The following is a 242-nucleotide window of genomic DNA, read 5'->3' as shown; positions in this document are numbered from 1 at the left end:
CTCGCCGCGACCGTCATCGATCGCTTGGCGAGCTCGATGGGGCGGCCGCGCAGCAGATAGAACGCGCTGATCGAGAGCACGAACATCGCTCCGGTGACGTAGCCGGCGCTGACGGTGTGGACGAACTTGGCCTGCGCGACCGGGTTGAACAGCACGGCCATGAAGTCGGAGACTTCCATCCGCATCGTGTCGGGATTGAACTTGGCGCCGACCGGATACTGCATCCAGCCATTGGCGATCAG

1 protein-coding gene is annotated in these 242 nt (G+C 63.6%); it reads right to left on the bottom strand.

Features of this window, described 5'->3' with window-relative positions; all coding sequences use genetic code 11:
- On the bottom strand, positions 1–242 hold a 242-nt coding region (locus tag AC1RQI_RS17455; RefSeq protein ID WP_481905869.1), incomplete at both ends, for a cytochrome ubiquinol oxidase subunit I.

Source organism: Salicola sp. AFF1 (genome assembly GCF_056783195.1).
This window is presented reverse-complemented; position numbering and strand designations above follow the sequence as displayed.